This window comes from Streptomyces sp. NPDC002669, assembly GCF_042889165.1.
Classification (GTDB): Bacteria; Actinomycetota; Actinomycetes; order Streptomycetales; family Streptomycetaceae; genus Streptomyces.
The window spans coordinates 15,283-33,043 of record NZ_JBIAQQ010000034.1; the positions used below are offsets into that span (position 1 = coordinate 15,283).

The following is a 17,761-nucleotide window of genomic DNA, read 5'->3' on the forward strand; positions in this document are numbered from 1 at the left end:
CGGCCCGGACTCGCGGAGCCTCAGTTGGTCCAGATCTCGGCGTGGTCGATGCTGATCACCGGGCCGGTCGAGGCGGTGTTCTTGGTTCCGGTCACCCGTACGCGGACGGTGTGGGTTTCGGAGGCCAGCTTGGGGGACAGGTACACGAAGGAACATCCATCGCGATGGCCGTGGACGCTGGTTCGGACAAGGCTCCAGGTTCTCCTGGGTCTTCTCCTGGAGCAGCAGCAGGGCCTTGCGGGTGCCGACAAATCATCCGGCCAGGTCAGGAGCTTGAGCGTCACTGGCGGGCTTTCTGTTCGCGCGCCACTCGCGCTCGTGCTGTTCACCCGGATGGCCGTCGGCGGCATCATGATCTGTCGTGCTGCTGCGCCTGGTCTACCTCGCCGTCACCAATACGTTCACGCTCCTGCGGCTGCTGCCGATGAGTGAGCGGGACAAAGACGTCGAGATCCTCACGCTGCGGCACCAGCTGCTGGTCCTGCAGCGCCAGATCGGCAAGCCCGCGTTCACCGACACCGACCGTGCGCTGCTCGTCGGCCTGCTCCATCGTCTCCCGATGAACGGGCTGCGCCGGCTCCTGCTGCTGGTGCGTCCCGACACGATCTTGCGATGGCACCGCGACCTGCTCAAACAGCGCCATGCCCTCACGTGCGCACCGAGGCAGCGAGGGCGCCCACCCACAGTCCGCTCGATCCGTAGCCCGGTCCTGCGCCTGGCACCCGAGAACAGCTCCTGGGGGTACCGGCGCATCCACGGTGAGCTCGCGGCGCCCGGTATCAAGACCGCCGCCTCCACCGTCTGGGAGATCCTCAAGGAGCACGGCATCCCACCCGCCCCCGAACGCGAAGGCACGACCTGGGCCGACTTCCTGCGCAGCCAGGCCGACGCGCTCCTCGCCTGCGACTTCTTCGCGACCCGCACCCTGGCCGGGGCACGCCTGTACGTTTTCGCCGTCATCGAGCACACCACCCGCAGGATCCGGATCCTGGGCGCCACCGCACACCCCACCGCGGACTGGGTGGTACAGGCCGGACGCAATTCTCGCCATGGATCTCCAGGACGCGGGCAGCCAGGCGAGGTTCTTGATCCGCGACCGGGACTCGAAGTTCACACAGGCCTTCGACGCCGTGCTTGCCGCCGCCGGGCTGGAGGCCGTCACCAGCGGTGTCCGGATGCCCCGAATGAACTCCATCACGGAGCGCTGGATACAGACCTGCCGCAGGGAGCTGCTGGACCGCACCTTGATCTGGAACCAAAACCACCTCCTGCACGTGCTCCAAGAGTTCGAACCGTTCTACAACGGGCATCGGCCGCACCGGGCCCTCGGCCAAGCCGCCCCGCTCCGCCCGCTACCTGAACCGATCACCGAACCAGGACAGATCGCGCATTTGGAGGTCCACCGACGAGACCGGCTCGGCGGAAACCTGCATGGGTACCAACATGTCGCCTGAGCAAGTCGGATGACTAATCGGCACCCGCATCGTCCGCGCTGCCGGTTGCCCCCTGAAAGATCAGCACTCCGGTCAACCCGGCTACCACGGCCGCGGCCGTGCCCCACATCCGATGCCGCTTCACGCAGCCCCACCCCTCGCTCCGTCACCCTGCCAGCAGGGCTCACGCCGGTATCCCCGGATGCACCGGCTCGCCAGAAGATGCCCCGGCAGCTACCAACGTCCGTACATCGAATGAGAAGTGAAGGTGTCATTCAACGAAACCTGGGTAGACGCCCATAATTGACGAGGAGATGGTGATTCAGTTCACATGGCGCTCTTTCCTCGCGCTGTCGATCTTGAGCGCTCTTGTTACGCTTTCTCGTCTTTTCCCTCTCGATACCTTCACGTATGCATCACATAAGCGATGTGTACACAGCAAGAGACCGAGGGATGATGACGGTTCATATACCCGCGCGATCAGGGCGCGCTCGGCCATGGTCCAGCAGGAGCCTGCGCTTCATAGCGGGCACGCTCACGCTGGCCCTGTCGGTCACGCTGATCGACGGTGCGAGTCCGGCGGACGCCACAGCGTCCAAGGCACCTCCAGCGCCGAAGAAGTCGGCGGCCACGCAAGCAGCGGACATCCCCTCTGCGCGGGTTGCCGCGCGACTGTCCGGTAAGCGGGTGGAAGCACTCTCGGAGCGGACCGAGACGTCCACGACCTGGGCCAACAAGGACGGTTCGCTCACTACCGAGCTCGCCGCCGGCCCGGTCCGGTTCGAAGACGAAACCACTGGCGATTGGCGGGACGTCGATCTCGAACTCGTACAGGGCTCTGACGGCTCGGTCGAGCCTACGGCCCACCCCCGCGGACTGAAGCTCGCGGGCAAGACCGGCACTCCGCCCAAGTCACTCAAGGCCGCGCAGGCATCCATCGCTACCGACCTGGTGACGCTCGGTGAGGGTGAGCAGCAGATCACGCTGCAGTGGAAGGGTGGTCTCCCCGCGCCAAAGCTGGACGGCACACGGGCTGAATACGTCAACGCCGTGCCTGGTGCCGACGTGGTGGTCGAGGCGACCCGTACCGGATTCGAGCAGTTCGTCGAGATCAAGCAGAAGCCTGCCACCGACGGCTACACGTACACACTGCCTTTGAAGGCCAAGGGTCTGAAGGCCAAGCAGCAGGCCGACGGCAGCGTTCTGTTCACGGACAAGAGGAACAAGAAGCAGGCGCTTATGCCTGCGCCGGTGATGTGGGACGCCACTGTCGACGAGCGCTCCGGTGAGCACACCCGCCGGGTGCCGGTCGCTATGAAGGTGGTGGCCAAGGGCTCCAGCGTCGATCTGGTGATCACCCCGGATGTGGAGTTCCTCGCCGACCCGGCCACGAAGTATCCGGTGACGGTGGACCCCTCCACGTCGTCCCTGTCCAACGTCTTCGACACCTACGTGCAGCAGGGCGAGACCGTCGACTGGTCGAGCGACGTCGAGCTCGACCTGGGCAACCCGGGAACGAAGAACGCCGACGGCACGCCGCGCACAGCGCAGTCCTTCATCTCCTGGAACACTTCCCCTATCCAGGACGCTCTGGTCCTGGACGCGAAGCTGTCCCTGTGGAACTTCCACTCGGGCAACAACGTGGACTGCAAGGCGTATCCGTGGGAGGTGTGGTCCTCGCCCGCGGCCTCTACGTCCAGCCGGTGGACGAACCGGCCGACGATGACGGCCAAGAAAGCCACCTCCACCGAGACGCGCGGCAACACCTTGTGCACTACTCAGCCCGACGGGTGGATTAACGCCAACGTCACGACTCTGGTGCAGGAGTGGGCGTCGGCCAAGGCCACCCGCGGTCACATGGGGCTGCGAGCCACTGACGAAAGCGTGATTGCCCAGTGGAAGCGGGTCAACTCCGCGAACGCGGCCTCGAACCCGCCGAAGCTGGTGGTCAATTACAACTACCGGCCGCGCACCGGCACGAAGCAGGAAGCCGGCCCACCGTACTTCTCCTACGGCGGCGCCTACACCGTAAACACAGTCACCCCGACGCTGCGGGACACGTTCGTCGACTCCGATGGTGACAAGGTCAACGGCACCTTCCAGATCTTCGACAACGCCACCAACGCCCAGGTCGGCGATGTCATCGTGTCGAAGTACGTGTCCTCGGGCCAAGTCGCCTCGGTGACGGTCCCGGCAGGTGTGCTGACCAACGGCAAGACGTACAAGTTCCGGACCTCGCCGTACGACGGGGCGCACTACAACGTCGGCTGGTCGGCGTGGAAGACGTTCACCGTCGACACCAGTGCCCCGTCCGCCCCGACGAAGATCGTCTCGACGGACTATCCTTCGGCCGCGTGGGTCAAGGGCGTAGGCCAGGCGGGAGTGTTTACGGTGACTCCGCCGGCAGCCGATCACAACTGGCTGGAGTGGTCGCTGGACGGTGTGACGTGGACCAAGGTCGCTACCGGCGGTTCCACGGCGGCCAAGGGCATCAGCATTGTGCCGCCGAAGGACGGGACCCACACCCTGCAGGTGCGGGCCGTGGACAAGGCGGACAACAAGTCCGAGGCCATCGACTACACCTTCCACGCTGGCCCTGGCGGGTTCATTCAGCCGGGTGAGAGCGAGCGCACCGCGCGCCGTCTTCCCCTGGTGGCCGAGGCCGATGCCGCCAAGTACGACCAGGTGTTCTTCTCCTGGCGCCGTTCGGAGGCCGACCCCTGGGTGAAGATCCCGGCAGGCGATGTGACCTCCAGCGGCACGGCGCTGTCCACGTGGCCGGTCCCCATGACGGGCGGCAAGAACGCTCCGCTCGTGTGGAATGCCACCAGCACCGTCGACCCGGACGGCAGCGTGCAGATCAAGGCCGACTTCACTGGCCCAAGCTCTGCTTCAGGCAGCACCGAGCCCTTGACCGTGATCGTGGACCGCAACGCCGACGGCGCCGCCGGCAGCGAGGTGGGACCGGGCTCGGTGAACCTGCTGACCGGTGACTACACCCTGTCCGCCTCCGACGCCTCCGCGTTCGGTCTGTCGGTGTCACGCACCGCTACTTCGCGGACACCGGACAAGGGCGCCAAGCAGGAGGGCCAGGCGCCGATCTTCGGTAAGGAATGGGTGGCCGGAACGGGTGGCGAGCTGACGGACTCCGACTACTCGCACATTCGCCGGACCTCCGACACCGCTGTGGCCGTCGTCGACTCCGAAGGCGAGGAAACCCACTTCACCGCCAACGCCGGCAAGACCGGCTGGATATCCGAGCCCGGGTCCGAGGACCTGACTCTCAAGGGCAGTGTGAGCGGCAGCTTCACCCTCACCGACACCGAGGGCACGGTCACCGAGTTCACCAAGGCCGACGCGGCAGCCACGACCTGGCAGGTCTCCAGCACCCTGCTGGACGGTCTCGCCAACTCCACCACCACCGTGATCTCTGAAACGGTCACCGTGGACGGCAAGAAGCTGGCCCGGCCCAAGCGGGTCATCGCGCCGACCTCAGCCGCTACCGCCGCCGCCTGCACCACCGATTCGGCGACCAAGGGCTGCCGCGTCATGGAGTACGTCTACGCCACCTCCACCACCGCCACGGACGCCGCATTCGGTGACGTCAGCGGTCAGGTGAAGGAGGTCCGCCTGTGGTCCACCGCACCCGGAGCAGCAGCGGCAACGTCCAAGTCCGTACAGATGTACTTGTACGACGGCATTGGACGTCTGCGCCAGACCTGGGATCCGCAGATCAGCCCTTCGCTGAAGACGGAATACGCCTACGACACGGCTGGCCGGGTCATCCAGCAGACCACGCCCGGCGAGCTGCCCTGGACCTTCACCTACGGAAAGGCAGGCAACGCAGCCACCGCAGGAGAGGGGATGCTCCTCAAGGCCACTCGGCCCGGCCTTCAGCAGGGCACAACCGGTACTGAAGCAGGAACCGCGGCCACCAGCGTCGTCTACGACGTTCCGCTGACCGGTACCTCCGCCCCCTACAAGATGGGCGCCGCGGATGTGAAGACATGGGGACAGCTGGACGCGCCGACCGACGCGACCGCAGTCTTCCCCGCCGACTCCGTGCCGTCCTCCAACACGGGCAGCGCGCTCACCGCAACTGACTACAAGCGCGCCAGTGTCCAGTACCTGGGCGTCTCCGGCCGCGAAGTCAACTCCGTCACTCCTGGCGGGCACATCTCCAGCACCGAATACGACCGCTTCGGCAACACGGTCCGTGAACTCTCGGCCGCCAACCGCGCTGTCGCGCTCGGCCTCACCGCAGATGATAAGGCCGCCCAGGCCGACCTCGGCATGGGCCAGATCACCGGTGCCGAGCGAGCCGACCTGCTGTCCACCCGATCCGTCTACGACGAGACCGGAACCCGCGAGACGGAAGAGTTCGGCCCGTTGCGACGGATCGACCTCACCGCCGACCTCAAGTCCGGCACCACCACCCTCGTTCCGTCCGGAACGTCCGTGACCGCCCGTACCTGGACGGTCAACGAATACGACGCCGGACGTCCGACCGACGGAACCGCCAAGGTCAAGGACCAGATTACCAAGGTCACCACAGGTGCTCAGGTGCGGGAGCATTCGAGCATCCAGGGCGAGACCCGGGTGACGCAGACGGTCTACGACTGGGCCAAGGGCCTGCCGACCAAGACGATCAAGGACCCGAGCGGCCTCGCGATCACCGAGACCACCGAGTACGACACCCAGGGCCGGGTCGTCAAACAGCTCCTGCCTGGAGCCACCGGCACCGACGCCGCAACCCGGGTGACCACCTACTGGTCAGCGACCGGCAGTGGAACCTGCGCCGGACGCCCGGAGTGGGCGGACCTGCAATGCTCCACCAGCGCTGCCGGCGCGATCACCGGCGGTGGCTCCAACCCGACCGCACTGCCGACCACCACCACCGAGTACGACTGGTGGGGCAAGGCAGCCAAGGTCACCGACACCGCGAACGGCATCACCCGCACCACCACGACGACGTACGACGGCGCCGGCCGTCCCACCAAGGTCGCCGTCACCGGCGGCACCGGACAAGCAGTCCCGGAAGCCACCACCGAGTACGACCCGGCCACCGGCCAGGTCATCAAGACGGTCTCGCCGACCGGCGGGACAATCACCAGGGCGTACGACAAACTCGGCCGCCAGATCTCCTACACAGACGCAGACGGCGGCAAGACCACCACCGAGTACGACCTGCTCGACCGCCCCGTCAAGGTCACCGACACCTCCCCCTCCACCGTCACCTACACCTACGACCACACCGTCGAGCCGCGCGGCCTGGTCACCAAGACCACCGACTCCATCGCAGGTGCCTTCTCCGCCGCCTACGACGCCGACGGCTCCGTCAGCAGCGAAAAGCTGCCGGGCGGATACACGCTCAAGCAGACCGAGGACACCACCGGATCGGCTGCCGACCGCACCTACACCCGCGACAGCGACGGCACGATCGTCTACTCCGACACCGTGACCGAGTCGATCCACAGCCAGGTCACCAACCACGCGGGCTGGTCCGACCAGACCTACCGCTACGACAACGTCGGGCGGCTCACCACCGTTGAAGACACCTCCGAGACGGTATGCACCCGCCGGGCCTACGTCTTCGACACACGCACCAACCGTAAATCGCTCACCACGACGACAGCCGCACCCGGCCTCGACTGCGCCACCACCGGAGGCACCACCACCAGCCACACCTACGACAGCGTCGACCGGCTCGTCGACACGGGCTACACCTACGACGCCTTCGGCCGCACCACCGCCCTGCCTGGTAGCACCATCGGCTACTACGCCAACGACCTCGCCTACCAGCAGACATCGGGCGGCAAGCGCCAGACCTGGCAGCTCGACGCCAACCTGCGTTTCCGCTCCTGGAAGGTCGAGACCGGCAGCGGCACCACCTGGACCCAGACCCAGTCCAAGCTCAACCACTACGACAGCGAAGGCGACAACCCCCGCTGGATCACCGAGGACACCGCCACCGGCACGCTGACCCGTAACGTCGACTCCGCCTCCGGAGACCTCGCCGCCACCACCAGCAAGACCGGCGACACCGTCCTCCAGCTCACCACCATCCACGGCGACGTCGCCCTCCAGCTCCCGCTGGACACCAGCAAGGCCCCCGTCGCGCTGGACTCGGACGAATACGGCAACACCCGCCCCGGCCAGGAAGCCACCCGCTACAACTGGCTCGGCGCCAAGCAGCGCTCCGCCGAAACGCCCAACGGCGTTATCCTCATGGGCGCACGCCTCTACGACCCTCGCAATGGGCGCTTCCTGTCTGTGGACCCTGTCTACGGCGGTAGCGCCAATGCGTATTCCTACCCCGCTGACCCTGTCAACCAATACGACCTGGACGGCAGGCGATGGACGTGGAAATTCTGGCGGTACAAGAAGGTTCGCCGCTTGGGCGCCCGAGGCCTGGGCTACGGCCTTGCAGGCGCCAGTCGCTTCATGGGCTACAAATGTGGAAATCGGTATGGCATGAGAGTGTGCCGCGGCGGATGGGGCCTCCACGCCCGCGGAGGCACAACCCTCGGCACCACGTATTTCACTTCGAACAATCGCTCATACGTGACCCGAGACCGCATCAGACATGAAAAGAGGCACAGGTCCCAATGGCTGCGATACGGTCTCGGCTTCGGCGTCCGCTACCTGCGCGCAGGATCGAACCCCTGTCGCAACCGGTGGGAGCGCAGGGCAGGATGGCGAAGCGGAGGCTACAGGTGCTGATGATGTCGGGTTGGCGAAGCTCGATGAGTGGGAAAGTCGCTGGTGTTGCCGTGGTCTGCCTCGTCGGTGCGCTGAGCGCCTCATGCGGCCTGGTGCCCCAACACCCCGATGACGGAGCGCTGGTCGTGGGCTTCCGGGTTACGGATCGCACCGTCGAGGTGAAAGTCCCCATGTGTCCCGGCGACAAGCTGTCCCGCGTCGAGGTATGGGACCCGGGCAGCGAGACGAAGAAGGAGAAATTGCTGTGGTGGGGCGAGAGGCCGATCGCTGAAGGTTCGGACGATGGGCTGCTGCGGCTCTGGTCGCCCGCTGACTACCGGAAATCCTCCGCAGCACAGCAACCTCCGAACCTGCCACCTCTGATCGACGTATCTGCCACCTACGCAGATCAGGAAGACTCCGTTGGTGACCTCATCAGTCTCGACGAGGCCGGGAAAGAGGAACCGGACGAGTACTGGACGATCAAGGGAAAGTCCATGAGCGCACGGGAGATTGATGACCAGCTGACCTGCTCCAAATGATCGGATGGAGAAACTGGCCGCAGTGACCTCGGGACGGCCATGGGAGCACTGTTCACCGCGATTTCCTACAGTGAGTGAGAGCACCAGATGCAGCTGAAGCGGTTCGACTGACAAGGCGCCTCATCGCACGGGGGCGCGCAGGTGGGCGGGGCAGTTTGGGCTTCCCTCCCCGTAGGCGCTACCGGTCGAAAGTCTGGCCGGTAGCGCCTTTCGTGTTCCGTGTGCGGGACGTGAACGCGTGTCCGCGGTGATGTGTCCCTGTGCGGTCGGCTCGGGGCGCGGTGACCGCGTTGCCGCTGTTCCGTTTCCCCGAGTCGCCCGCACAGGGAAACGGCCGGCCTCCCCCGACCAACCGGAGTCCTGCTCAACTGGAGCTTCTCAGCCGATGATGGCGACAGGGGCGTCCCAGGCGTTGCGGTCGACTGTGATGGTGTAACCGCCCCGCGTTTCCTTGCTGTTTACCATGTACTGGTGGCCGCGGCTGTGGTTGGTGTACTGAGCGGGGTTCCACGGCCAGTCGGTGGTGGTCGTGTTCTTTTTGTCCCACAGCGCGTACCAGAGGTTGCCTGGCAGGTCCGTCTTGTTCGAGGCGGTGGCGATGGCCTTAGCACTGGAGCTGCTGAAGCCGTAGAGGCCGCTACGGTAGGTTGCGTTCCGCAGCGTTTTGGTGAAGGAACGCACGTAGGTGAGGGTGGCGTCGTTGCACGCCTTGTCGGTGATGTCGTACGATTCCATGTTCAGGTAGATCGGGCTGCCGGCTTTCATCCCGAGGGCTGATGCCTTGGCCACCGCGTCCTTCGCGTTACTCGCACCGACGGAGGCCGCAGTGGAAGCGGTGAACCTTTCCGGATTCGCGCTCTTCTGGCAGGGCGGCTGCGCCCCGACGTAGAGCGGTATGAGCTTCCAGCCGGTGGAATTGACCGACTTCACCCAGGACTTGGTCAGGTTGGGCTGGGCGCAGCCACGGTTCTTGCCTCCGATGTAGACAGCGGCGGCGCCGTAGAACTTCGTGTTCCATGCTTTCATCGCTGCGAGAGAGGGCGCGGTGCACGTATCGAAAGCTCGGCCGGTGTACGTCTTCTGCGCAGGCCAAACGCTGGCCGCCATGGATGTTTGTGCTGCGATCCCGGCACCCGCAGCGACGACGACACCCGTCGTCGCCCAGGCGATGTAGCGGCCCTTTTTGGACAGTCTATGACTGGACAATCCCCACCCCATTCGTATGGCGGACTACGGCCGCCGTGAATCCGACTTGCCTGCAGAGGACAGTTCTTGCGCTACTCCGCAACTCGACCGCAGCACGGGTGTAGCGTCTGCGCAGTGGCACGGCCTCCGCTTCGGGTGCCCGAAGCGCATCGCAGAATAGCCCACGTCCGTATAGCGATAGTGAGCAGCTTCGCGTGATGAACCGTTCCGGGTTCGATGGGGACGCGATTCCGTGAAGGGATCGAGTCATGGCACGTCCTTCCGCCTATCCCGTTGAGCTGCGGAAACGAGCGGTCCGTATGGTCGCCGAGGTCCGTGGTGACTATCCGAACGAGTGGGCTGCGCTGAGTACTCCAGCAGCGGTTCGTGTCCTGAACTGCGCTTTCGGTAGTGGCAGCTGCGGGCGATGGCCTGGCGACGTCTTCTCCAGGCCGACCAGTTCAGTGCGTGGGTGAGGCGGGGGGCGGTCGGCTCTTGGGCGAGGCGGGAGAGTGTCCAGGAGCCGTCGGATCCCTGCCACGGTAAGCAGGACGAGGGCTGACCCGTTTCTGCAGCCCCCTTTGCGGGCTCGCCGCCGGCTTCGCAGGACACGTGGCCGTGGCGATGGAGCTGGCAGGCCGGCGGCAGAAATCGGAGCCGGTCGCCCAGCTGCGCGAACGGGAGCGGATCTTTTACGACCCCTTCGGCATCGTTATCCAGCGGCTGTTCGCATCGGGTGCGGACCCGCAGGGCGTCCAACCGCTTGTGAAGCACCCTGAGGCCGCGGAGCGACTGGCCCGGACCCGGGACGATCTCGACACCACCATCAGGATCATCCGGTCCGTGATCTTCGGGCTGCATGCATCAGGAGAGAGCCCGGATGACCGGGAACGCAGTCCGGCGCCGAGCGACGTCGCCCCACACCCCGCTGAGTACCGAGGTCAGGCGGCGGCGGTACGAAGACTCCAAGGGCAAAACAGTCCCCGGTAGCTCTGCACGTGTCCTGGGGCTGCAGCCGTCACTGCCGCCTCGGTATCGCGCCGACTTGCCGGGGGCCTGAACCACATCCTGTCCGAGTTCGCTCCGTCGGCTAGACGTCCTCGTCGACTTTGCGAATCTTTCGGTGTTATGGGGTATTGACAATCATACAAGGTATATATTCAGAGTCAATAGGTTTTAGGTGAATACAGGTGAGCAGGCTCTGGCCTCTCGTGGCCGGGCGGGTTGCGGTGCCGGCTGTCCTCGCGCTGTCTGGAGAAACTCGCGGCGTATCTGGAGCAGGGCCCGGCCGCGCACGGCTGGGTGGAGGGCCGGGTGTGGACCGCGGAGAGGGTGGCCACACTGATCAGCCGGGAGTTCCGTCTCCTCCAGCGTCTCGGGAGCGACGAGGTTGATGCACTGGCTCGGCTTCAGCCCGCAGGCCCCCGGGCGGCGGGTAGCCGAGCGCGACGAGCAGGCCGTTACGGTGTGGAAGGAGGCGACCTGGGCGGAGGTAAAAGAGCCCGTGCGGCCTGCGGGGGCTGCATCTGCTTCGAGGACGAGGCAGGCTTCACCCGACGACCGCCCCGAGGACGTACCTGGGGCCGGCGCGGCGTGACCCCGGTCGTGACGGTGAGCGGACGGGCGCTCGGGACGGCTGTCCGTGGCCGGACTGCTCGCCATGCGGCCCGGCTCCCGCACCCGGCTGCGCACCCACCCCTCCGGCAAGGGCAAGCGCCGCAGTATGAGCGAGCGCGACTTCATCGCCCTGATCGACGGCGCCCACCAGCTCGTCAATCAGCCGGTCGGCCACAGACTTCGCCGACGCCGCCTCAGACGGCTCCACGGGCTCGGCCTCGGTCACGTTGTTGCTGGTCATCGATGCATCTTCCATGACCGGGAGTTACACCAAACGTTTTACGGACCCCTGCGAAATGGAGCAATTGTCAAGACCTGTGGATGGGAGCCGCGTCGACCCATTGGTGGTAGGCGTCTACATCGACGTTGCTGCCGCACACGATGGTGACGACGTGTCGGTCGGCGAAGCGGTCACGGTCTTCGAGGATGGCCGCGATGCCGAGCGCGGCCGACGGTTCGACGACGAGGCCGGCGTGGTCGAGGAGCATCCGCATACCGGCGATGATCGACGCCTCTTGGACCAGGACGGCGTCGTCAGCGACCAGGAGGAGGTCGTCCAGGACGGCCGGGATGGGACACCGACCGGCGACGCCGTCAGCGATGGTATCGGTCGAGTCGGTGGTGACGACGCGCCGCTGGCGCCACGAGTGTGTCAGCGCCGGTGCGCCCAGCGGCTGGACGCAGATCACCTCGACTTCGGGTGCCAATGCCTTCACCACATGGCCCACGCCGGTGGCCAGCGCACCGCCGCCGAGAGCGATCAGGACGGTGTCGAACGACGGCGCGGTGTCCACCAGTTCCAGGCCGATGGTCGCCGCGCCCTCGCAGGTTTCGATGTCCAGGCTGTCTTCGACCAGCCGGATGCCGTCGTATTTTGCGATGGCCGCCGCCCGCTCGCGAGCCATCTCGTGGTCGCCGTCCACCAGCTCCAAACCGGCACCCAACGCGCGGATGCGATCAAGCTTGGCCCGAGTCGCAAAGCGGGATGCCACGACGGTGACGTCGAGCCCCCGGCCGCGACCGGACCAGGCGAGGGCTTGGCCGAGGTTGCCCGCGCTCGCGCACACCGCGGCTCGCGGGCCATTGTCGGCGAGCAGGCTCGCGACTACCTCGGTGCCGCGGGCCTTGAAGCTGCGGACCGGGTTCGCCGTTTCAAGCTTGATGCTCACCGTGCACCCAAGGCCGGGCTCCAGCGCCTCGCAGCGGTACAGCGGAGTGTCGAGAAAGACCGGGTCGATCACCCGGCGAGCCGCTCGGATCCGAGCAGTGTCGAGACGCGTCTCCTGCACAGCACAGCAGCCTAGCGCTACCGGGCGCCGGTCCATGAGCAACTGTCAGGATTTGCAGGCCGGTTGAGGCGTGTCACGCTGCGGCGGGCTCCTCGGGACGTTCGACGAGGTGACCGTTCTCGAAGCGGGCCCCGTTGCGGACGAGGGCGACGAGGTGGGGTGCGGTGACCGCGCGCCAGCGGCCCTGGGCGGACTCGACAAGCTTGAACACCATCGCGAGGGTGGCTGCAGGGCTGCCGGCCCCACGGGTGACCTTGGTCCGCAGCTTTACCGTGCTGAAGGTCGACTCGATCGGATTTGTCGTACGCAGGTGGACCCAGTGCTCGGCCGGGAAGTCGTAGAACGCCAGGAGTTCATCGATGTCGTCGGTGATCTTCGTGACGGCCTTGGGCCACTTCGCGCCGTAGGCGCGCCCGAAGTCCTTCACCGCCTTCTCGGCGTGCTCACGGTCCTCGGCGTTGTAGATCTCCTGCAGGGCCTTCTTCGCTCCGGGTTGAGCCGACTTCGGTAGCGCGTTCATGACATTGCGGACCTTGTGGACCCAGCACCTCTGATGCCTGGCCTGCGGAAACACCTCTGCGAGAGCCTTCCACAGGCCCATCGCGCCGCCGCCGACGACGAGTTCGGGATCACGCATGCCGCGTCGACGGCAGTCACGCAACAGATCCGCCCACGACTCGGTCGATTCACGCAGCCCCTCGGCCAGCGCGATGAGCTCCTTGCGGCCGTCGGGGCGCACACCCATCAGGACCAGGACGCAGGAGTGGGCCTGGCCGAGGCGGACCTTGGGGTGGACGCCGTCGGCCCACACGTAGACGTAGTCGGAATCCGACAGGTCGCGGGCCTGGAAGGCGGTGTGGTCGTCGGTCCACTGCTTCGTCAGCCGGGTCACCGTCGCCGGTGAGAGGCCGGCCGTCGAGCCCAGGAACTGCTCCATCGCGGGCACGAAATCCCCGGACGACAGTCCGTGGAGGTAGAGCAGGGGCAAGACCTCGCTGATCTTCGGGGACTTGCGGCACCACGGCGCGAGGATCTTCGACGAGAACCGGTTGCGTTCACCGGTCTCCATGTCGACGCGCTTGTGGTTCACGCGGGGCGCCTTCAACGCGACCGGCCCGGCGGCGGTGGTCACCGTCGGTTCGCGATGATGGCCGTTGCGGACCACCAGACGACGGCCGACCTCGTCCCGCTCACCGGCCAACTCAGCTATGTACTGGTTGACTTCGGCCTCCAGGGCCGCAGCGAGCATCCGCCGGGCGCCCTCGCGGACGATGTCGTCCATCAGGGATCCGGTCTCGGTGGTTCCGTCGTTGTTGACTACGCTGAGCATGGGCGTGCCTTCCCAACCCGCGCTGCAACGCGGGTCTAATCGGTGACCATCAATCGATCACTCGGGAAGGTACGCCCTCCGCGTTCCGCGAGGCACCCCTCCCGAGGCCGATCCACAGGTCTTGAGCATTGCTCGCGAAGATGCGACCTCGACTGGATGGCGGCGGGACGAGGCACCAGATGACACAGTGGCGGCCCTTGCGGGGAGATGTCTTGGTCGGTGAGCTCAGTGAGTACGGCTGTGATCAGCCGTTCTTCCCGGGACGGGCGCGGGCGACCGGCGAGGGGCCGACGCCGGCCCTGGTTGGGACCGGTCTCTCAGCAGTGGGTTCTGATGTACGTGGCTGGGGAGCAAGCGGGGCGCTACGGGCACGCCGACCAACTGCGTCGGGAATCGGCGGAGTCCTCGGCCATCAGCCCGGAGCGCCGGGGATGCCGATGCTCGGTCCAGAGGAAGAGAGGCCCAAGTCGGTGCGTCGGCGTTCCTCGAGCAATTCGATGCGTCGGGCCTGTTCGTCGTTGATCACATCGCACACCCAGTCCCAGTGCAGCGCCACCCGGTCGCCGGCGGAGAGCCCGTCGAGCAGCGTCAGTCCACCGGCCGAGCAGCGTACGGTCTCCTCCCGCCACGAGCCGTCGGTCAGCCCCGCCCCGTCCCAGCACAGCGGGCGTGACCGCACGGTCGCCAGGTCTCTGTCGGCGGCCACGACCACTCCCGTACGGACCCGGCACTGGTCGAGCACGGCCAGGGCGGTCGGATGACCAGTCGAGCGCAGCATAGGGGCCCACGGATACACCTCGAACACCTGGAAGCTGTGATGGGCCAGGGCGCGCCGCCCGGCGTCGCGCCAGGTGCCGCCGAGCTGCCCCCGGAACCGGTCGGTCATGCGCTCCACCAGAGCGGCGGGATCGGCCCGGTCCAGCAGCTCGTTGCCGATCCAGTACGCCTCGACCACCCGCACGTCGAGCGGATCCGTCAGCCCGGCCGTCTCAGCGAGGAACTGGAGATAGCACCAGGCCCCCTCGAACTGCCGGGCCCGCCGCTCGATGTCGGCGGTCGCGTCACGGCACAGGAGGGCCATCGCATCGGCGGGGCCGCAGTAGCCGAGCTCGTTGGGCGGGTAGGCGTATCGTGCGAACAGCAGGGCGCCCTCGGCACTCACTCAGCAGATCCTCGGTAGTTGTTCGCCGATCGGCAGCCCGATCACCCGGCTCCCGCCCAGCCCTGTCTTCGCCACGACCATCCCGGCGTGATCCGGAACGCAACTGCCGATCCGGCAGGCGGATCTGCCCAGGGGATGCGTCCGCATGGCGGCCAGCACCCGGTCCGCGTCCCCGGCCGGGACGATCGCGATCAGTTTGCCCTCGTTGGCCACCTGGAGCGGGTCGAGCCCGAGCAGGCTGCACGCGTCGCGCACCGTGGGGGGCACGGGAAGCAGTCGCTCGACCAGTTCGACGCCCACGTCCGAGGCGCGGGCGATCTCGTTCAGCGAAGCCGATACGCCCCCGCGCGTCGGGTCCCGGAGCACATGGAGGTCGCTACCGGTGGCGAGCATGGTGGCGACCAGCCCGTGCAGCGCGGCGGTGTCGCTCTCCACCGTCGTACCGAATTCGAGGCCCTCCCGGCAGCTCATCACAGCCACACCGTGTACGCCGATGTCGCCGCTGACGAGCACTGCGTCGCCGGGGAGCGCCCGGCGCGCATGGATGTCCACTCCGGGAGGGATCACACCGATGCCCGAGGTGTTGAGGTAGACGCCGTCTCCACTGGCGTGTTCCACGACTTTCGTGTCCCCGGTGACCAGACGTACGCCGGCGTCCTCGGCGGCCCGGCCCACGGCCTGTGCGATCCGGCCGACGTCGCTCAGCGCGGTGCCCTCCGCGAGGATGAAGGCGGTGGACAGGAACAGGGGCGTCGCACCCGACATGGCCAGGTCGTTGACCGTGCCGTTCACCGCCAGGTCACCGATCGACCCGCCGGGGAAGAACATCGGCTTCACCACGAACGAGTCCGTGGAGAAGGCGAGTCGGGTGCCGGAGCCGACCGTCAGGACGGCCGAGTCACCGAGGTCGGCGGCGGCCGCGGCACCGTACGCGGGCAAGAACAGGTGCTCGATCAGCTCACCGGACATGGCACCGCCGCCCCCGTGGCCCATGACGACGGACGGGACGTCCCGCAGCGGCACCGGGCAGGTCCACCCCTCGAAGTCGAGGTCGGGCACGGCGTCCACCACGGCGGTCACGTCTTGCATCGCATCAGTCACTTCGCATCGACCAGTTCCAGGCGGCGGTGGGTGTAGTACGCGGCGCACGCGCCCTCGGACGACACCATGGTCGCGCCGAGCGGATTCCTCGGTGTGCACTCCTTGCCGAACGCCGCGCACAGATGCGGCTTGATCAGGCCCTGGAGGACCTCGCCCGAGCGGCAGAGCGACGACTCGGCGGTGTGGATGCCCGTCACGTCGAACCGCTGCTCCGCGTCGAACGCCCGGTACTTCTCGGAGAGCCGCCAGCCGCTGCGGGGAATCGCCCCGATGCCGCGCCAGGTCCGGTCGGTCACTTCGAAGACATCGGCAAGCATCTCCATGGCGGGCACATTGCCCTCCTCGCGTACGGCCCTGGGGTAGGCGTTCTCGACCTCGTGCCGACCCGCCTCCAGCTGGACGACGGTCCGGCGGACCCCTTCGAGAATGTCCAGCGGCTCGAAGCCGGTGACCACGATCGGCACCTGATACTTCCGGGCCAGCGGCGGATACTCGGCCGTTCCCATCACACTGCACACATGGCCTGCAGCGAGGAACGCCTGCACCCGACACGTCGGGGACTCCATGATCGCGGCGATCGCGGGCGGCACCAGCACATGGGACACCAAAAGGGAGAAGTTCCGCACCCCGAGCCGCTGGGCCTGGTACACCGTCATGGCGTTCGCGGGGGCGGTGGTCTCGAAGCCGATCCCGAAGAAGACGACTTCGCGGTCGGGGTTCTCCCGGGCGATCCTCAGCGCGTCGAGTGGCGAGTACACCACGCGTACGTCGCCGCCGGCGCTCTTGACGGAGAAGAGATCCTGGCTGCTGCCGGGCACGCGCAGCATGTCGCCGAACGAGCAGAAGACGACGCCCGGGCGGGCGGCGATCGCCAGCGCCCGGTCGATGGTCTCCAGCGGGGTGACGCAGACGGGACATCCCGGTCCGTGGATCATCTCCACACCCTCCGGCAGCAGTTGGTCGATGCCGTGCCGGATGATCGAGTGGGTCTGGCCGCCACAGACCTCCATCAGCGCCCACTTGCGCGTGGTGGCCGCGTGGATCTGGTCGATCAGCTTCTTCGCGACATCGGGATCACTGAACTCGTCGAGGTACTTCACCGGCCGGCTCCTTCGGGAAAGGCACCCCGTCGGGCTGCGTGTTCGAAGCCGTCTCCGAACTCCTCGGCCAGAATGCCGAGCCGCTCGAAGTCGGCAAGGGTGTCCAGGGCCGACCGTTCGTCGAGGCGCTGGATGGCGAATCCGACGTGCACGATGACGTATTCACCGACTGCCACATCGGGGATGTACTGGAGGCACACCTCCTTGCGCACCCCGCCGAAATCGACCTCGGCCATCACAGTGCCGTCGACTTCGGCGGTACTGAGGACACGCCCCGGAACAGCCAGACACATGGTTTCT

At 66.7% G+C, this 17,761-nt stretch carries 14 protein-coding genes and 1 pseudogene; 5 read left to right on the forward strand and 10 right to left on the reverse strand.

Features of this window, described 5'->3' with window-relative positions:
* Positions 1-20: 20 nt before the first annotated feature.
* Both ACFYW1_RS34125 and ACFYW1_RS34130 read right to left on the reverse strand, forming a co-directional pair.
* The gene (locus ACFYW1_RS34125; RefSeq protein WP_389002243.1) at positions 21-146 is read right to left on the reverse strand and encodes a hypothetical protein; all 126 of its coding nucleotides are present in this window, start codon (positions 144-146) and stop codon (positions 21-23) included.
* Between the two features lie 203 nt (positions 147-349).
* Entirely contained in the window at positions 350-643 is a 294-nt protein-coding gene (locus tag ACFYW1_RS34130; RefSeq protein WP_389002380.1) for a hypothetical protein, read from the reverse strand.
* On the opposite strand from ACFYW1_RS34130, the pseudogene ACFYW1_RS34135 reads away from it, so the two are divergent.
* From ACFYW1_RS34135 to ACFYW1_RS34145, 3 genes and pseudogenes are all read left to right on the forward strand, one after another.
* Positions 560-1,454: pseudogene (locus tag ACFYW1_RS34135) on the forward strand (integrase core domain-containing protein). The gene ACFYW1_RS34130 and the pseudogene ACFYW1_RS34135 overlap by 84 nt on opposite strands.
* Before the next feature lie 435 nt (positions 1,455-1,889).
* Positions 1,890-8,156: an RHS repeat-associated core domain-containing protein gene (locus ACFYW1_RS34140; RefSeq protein ID WP_389002246.1), complete on the forward strand. Its 6,267-nt coding sequence runs from the start codon at positions 1,890-1,892 to the stop codon at positions 8,154-8,156.
* The gene (locus ACFYW1_RS34145) at positions 8,150-8,677 is read left to right on the forward strand and encodes a hypothetical protein (RefSeq protein WP_389002249.1); all 528 of its coding nucleotides are present in this window, start codon (positions 8,150-8,152) and stop codon (positions 8,675-8,677) included. Before ACFYW1_RS34140 ends, ACFYW1_RS34145 begins: the two co-directional genes overlap by 7 nt.
* A gap of 378 nt (positions 8,678-9,055) precedes the next feature.
* On the opposite strand, the gene ACFYW1_RS34150 is transcribed toward ACFYW1_RS34145, so the two are convergent.
* Complete coding sequence (locus ACFYW1_RS34150) at positions 9,056-9,883, reverse strand: glycoside hydrolase domain-containing protein (RefSeq protein ID WP_389002252.1); 828 nt, start codon at positions 9,881-9,883, stop codon at positions 9,056-9,058.
* Positions 9,884-10,480: 597 nt separating this feature from the next.
* Between ACFYW1_RS34150 and ACFYW1_RS34155 the strand changes: the two genes are divergently transcribed.
* Both ACFYW1_RS34155 and ACFYW1_RS34160 read left to right on the forward strand, forming a co-directional pair.
* Complete coding sequence (locus ACFYW1_RS34155; protein WP_389002255.1) at positions 10,481-10,852, forward strand: hypothetical protein; 372 nt, start codon at positions 10,481-10,483, stop codon at positions 10,850-10,852.
* Between the two features lie 403 nt (positions 10,853-11,255).
* Positions 11,256-11,459: a winged helix-turn-helix domain-containing protein gene (locus tag ACFYW1_RS34160; protein ID WP_389002258.1), complete on the forward strand. Its 204-nt coding sequence runs from the start codon at positions 11,256-11,258 to the stop codon at positions 11,457-11,459.
* On the opposite strand, the gene ACFYW1_RS34165 is transcribed toward ACFYW1_RS34160, so the two are convergent.
* From ACFYW1_RS34165 to ACFYW1_RS34195, 7 genes are all read right to left on the reverse strand, one after another.
* Positions 11,412-11,720 carry a hypothetical protein gene (locus ACFYW1_RS34165; protein ID WP_389002382.1) on the reverse strand — a complete coding sequence of 103 codons (309 nt, stop codon included), beginning with the start codon at positions 11,718-11,720 and terminating at the stop codon, positions 11,412-11,414. The genes ACFYW1_RS34160 and ACFYW1_RS34165 overlap by 48 nt on opposite strands.
* Positions 11,721-11,787: 67 nt before the next feature.
* Positions 11,788-12,768: a threonine/serine dehydratase gene (locus ACFYW1_RS34170; protein WP_389002261.1), complete on the reverse strand. Its 981-nt coding sequence runs from the start codon at positions 12,766-12,768 to the stop codon at positions 11,788-11,790.
* A 73-nt stretch (positions 12,769-12,841) separates the two neighbouring features.
* Positions 12,842-14,098 (reverse strand): IS256 family transposase, encoded by a 1,257-nt coding sequence (locus tag ACFYW1_RS34175; protein ID WP_389002264.1) that lies wholly within the window; start codon positions 14,096-14,098, stop codon positions 12,842-12,844.
* A 412-nt stretch (positions 14,099-14,510) separates the two neighbouring features.
* A complete protein-coding gene (locus tag ACFYW1_RS34180) occupies positions 14,511-15,260 on the reverse strand; it encodes a DUF6390 family protein (RefSeq protein WP_389002267.1) in 750 nt (249 codons plus the stop codon).
* Positions 15,261-16,349: a hydrogenase expression/formation protein HypE gene (hypE, locus tag ACFYW1_RS34185; RefSeq protein WP_389002270.1), complete on the reverse strand. Its 1,089-nt coding sequence runs from the start codon at positions 16,347-16,349 to the stop codon at positions 15,261-15,263.
* Between the two features lie 8 nt (positions 16,350-16,357).
* Entirely contained in the window at positions 16,358-17,461 is a 1,104-nt protein-coding gene (gene hypD, locus ACFYW1_RS34190) for a hydrogenase formation protein HypD (RefSeq protein WP_389002273.1), read from the reverse strand.
* Complete coding sequence (locus tag ACFYW1_RS34195) at positions 17,458-17,754, reverse strand: HypC/HybG/HupF family hydrogenase formation chaperone (RefSeq protein WP_389002276.1); 297 nt, start codon at positions 17,752-17,754, stop codon at positions 17,458-17,460. The genes hypD and ACFYW1_RS34195 overlap by 4 nt, the downstream gene beginning before the upstream one ends.
* Between the last annotated feature and the right edge of the window lie 7 nt (positions 17,755-17,761).